The 3463-nt window shown below is 40.0% G+C and carries 3 protein-coding genes; all 3 read right to left on the reverse strand.

The genetic code is table 11. The features are described 5' to 3' along the window. Positions 1-42: 42 nt before the first annotated feature. Complete coding sequence (gene sucD, locus AC52RT_RS17015; RefSeq protein ID WP_495541844.1) at positions 43-945, reverse strand: succinate--CoA ligase subunit alpha; 903 nt, start codon at positions 943-945, stop codon at positions 43-45. A gap of 18 nt (positions 946-963) precedes the next feature. Next, a complete protein-coding gene (gene sucC / locus AC52RT_RS17020; protein WP_040373195.1) occupies positions 964-2124 on the reverse strand; it encodes an ADP-forming succinate--CoA ligase subunit beta in 1161 nt (386 codons plus the stop codon). A gap of 226 nt (positions 2125-2350) precedes the next feature. Beyond that, the coding region (locus AC52RT_RS17025; protein WP_495541845.1) for a DUF871 domain-containing protein at positions 2351-3463 on the reverse strand (1113 nt) is incomplete at its 5' end.

Below are 3463 nucleotides of genomic sequence, written 5' to 3' on the forward strand. Positions count from 1 at the left end.
TCCACCCCTAATAAAAGGTGTAGAACGATTCAAGATGCCCATTTAATGAGTTTTACATTGATCGTATAATCCTTTTTCTTTTAAAACAGAAATCAGTGTTTCACCCATTACTGAAGGAGTTTCTGCTACTTGAATTCCACATTCATTCATGACGCGGATTTTCTCGTCAGCCGTTCCTTTTCCTCCTGAAATAATGGCACCCGCATGTCCCATTCTTTTTCCTGGAGGAGCTGTGCGTCCGCCGCTAAAACCGACAACGGGCTTAGTCATATTCGCCTTTACCCATAGTGCCGCTTCTTCTTCTGCCGTACCGCCAATTTCCCCAATCATAATCACCGCATAGGTTTCTGGATCTTCATTGAAAGCCTTTAGTACATCAATAAAGTTTGTTCCATTCACTGGGTCGCCGCCAATACCTACTGCAGAGGTTTGTCCGAGTCCAGCTTGCGTTAATTGATGAACGGCTTCATACGTAAGTGTACCAGAACGAGATACAACTCCAACATGGCCTTTTGTATGAATGTAACCAGGCATAATTCCAATCTTACATTCATCAGCCGTAATGACTCCTGGACAGTTCGGTCCGATTAGACGAGTCTTCTTGCCTTCTAAATAACGCTTAACCTTCACCATATCAAGAACAGGAATATGTTCAGTAATACAAATAGCCAGGTCCAATTCAGCATCCGCTGCTTCCATAATCGCATCTGCTGCAAATGGTGCAGGTACATAGATGACTGAAGCGGTTGCACCCGTTTCTTTTACAGCTTGTTCAACTGTATTAAAAACCGGAACTCCCTCCACTTCAGTTCCACCTTTTCCTGGTGTTACCCCAGCAACGATTTTCGTGCCGTATTCAAGCATTTGTTTTGTATGAAATAAAGCCGTTGAACCAGTGATTCCCTGAACAATGACTTTGGTATCTTTATTAATAAAAACGCCCATTTTTGGTCCCCCCTGCTATTATCCTACCAGTGCTACGATTTTTTGTGCGCCGTCTGCCATAGATTCAGCAGCGGTTAAATTTAATCCTGAATCTCTTAGAATTTGTTTCCCAAGATCAACATTCGTACCTTCAAGACGAACAACAACTGGCACTTCTAGACCAAGTTGTTTTGCAGCTTCCACAACACCTTCTGCAATAACGTCACATTTCATAATTCCGCCGAAGATATTGACGAAGATACCTTTAACGTTTTTATCGGAAAGAATAATTTTAAATGCTTCCGTTACTTTTTCAGCAGTTGCCCCGCCGCCGACATCAAGGAAATTCGCAGGATCGCCGCTGTAATGTTTGATGATATCCATCGTTGACATAGCTAAGCCGGCACCATTTACCATGCACCCAATATTTCCAGTTAACGAAATATAGCTTAAGTCATATTTCGATGCTTCAATTTCTTTTGGATCCTCTTCATCTAAATCACGGTAGTCCATAATATCTTTATGACGATATAAAGCGTTATCATCAAAGTTCAACTTTGCATCAAGAGCCATTACATTACCGTCACCTGTGACTACAAGCGGATTAATTTCTGCAATTGAGCAGTCTTTTTCGACAAACGCTGTATATAGACTTGTCATGAATTTAACTGTTTTATTGACTAACTCTTTTGGAATATTAATATTAAATGCAAGTCTACGAGCTTGGAAACCTGTTAATCCAACAACTGGATCGATGACTTCTTTGAAAATCTTTTCAGGCGTGTTTTCAGCAACTTCTTCGATTTCCGTTCCGCCTTCTTCAGAGGCCATTAACACAACCCGTGAGGTTTCGCGGTCAAGTACAAGACCGACATAATATTCTTTTTTAATGTCGCAGCCTTCTTCAATGAGTAAGCGCTTCACTTCTTTGCCTTCAGGTCCCGTTTGATGAGTAATCAGAGTTTTACCTAGAATTTCTTCTGCATATGTACGCGCTTCATCTAGATTCTTGGCAACCTTAACGCCGCCCGCTTTACCACGGCCTCCAGCGTGAATTTGAGCCTTAACCACAACAACATCCGTTCCTAGCTCCTTAGCAGCTTCCACAGCTTCTTCCACAGTGAATGCTACTCGGCCATTTGGAACCGATACCCCATATTGTCTGAGGATCTCTTTCCCTTGATACTCATGGATATTCATTGCCCATCCCCCTTTGTTAACTTTCCGAAAATTTAAAAATAATCAATTCTATTTATTCCATTTTACAACAAATCTACCAAACTGACATTTTTTCATTAAAAAACGTTCGTCTGTATTTTAGACTCGATATTATTGTAGGGCATGTGAATTAGAATGTCCACTATTACCCTTAAAATCTATAAAACTTCATATTTTTTCTGGCTTATGATTAAAACTCTCTCTTGTACTAATTTTCAGTTATTATTAATTTAAACTGTTCTCCTGAACCGATATATGAAATAATCGGTAAATCTTCTCGAATAATATTTCCAATTACGTTTACCTTTTCATCCGCCTCAAGCGGCCGTTTGACAATCTGCAGCTCGCCTCGATATCGACCATAAAGCTCATTATCAATCGTAATACTTCCAATTTCTCGATTAATTGTATTTTCCGAAGGCAGTTTTTTTCCATCTTGCTGTGCATAACTTCTTGTTGTTTCTGAACGTATACCATCGCGTGCAGGATCCATCCGATTTTGATGCTTGAGATTTACCAATTCGATACTTTCTTTGCTTTTTGTCGTTATTGTGCATCGAAGCGGAATTTCCCCATTTTGATAGGTTATAAATTGTGATAACGTTTCAGATTTAATGGATGGGTCTCCTAGTAAAATTTTATCTACTGAGCAAAATTTAAGATCCATGTATGCTAAAAACGGAGCTATATTTCGATGATTTTCAAGGGTAGGCAGTCCTTTAAAGAGAGGTCCTCTTAATCGATCATCTCCAGGAATAAAGGCTGTAACAAGGAACCCCCGTTCTTTCAGCCAAGTATTTCGGTGGATGAACCACTCCTTATCCAGACCCGTTTCAGGGCGCGGATAATAATTATGCCATGCCTCCACGCGGTTAAAATCAAGTCCCGTCTCTTGAAGCTGTTTATATAGGTTATCATCAATCGTACTAGCATTAAGAGCAATTTTCATTTGCCTTGACAGCTGAGAAATGATTTCCGGTTCAAACCCATAATCAAGCCGTAAGCCTGTGACTCCCCATTCATTTAAGACAGGCAGCGTTTCTATACTAAGGCCCATATTCTTAATAGAGATGTTAGAAATGTCACAAATTAATTCCATATTGAGCTGGACGGCTTGTTTAGCAAGCTTCTTTAGCGTGCTGACCAATATTTCAGGATTGTCTTCGGGAATATGCAGGGAAGTAAATATGGACTTGAAACCTGTGTCTGACATCTTCTGCAGATAATCTGCCTGTTCTTGTTCGCTTTGTTTTCCAAGGTAAATGGATACGCCTAGCATATTTTTCACCCTTTCTATATTTCTATAATAAGAAAAAGGAAG

The organism is Peribacillus sp., assembly GCF_059453735.1.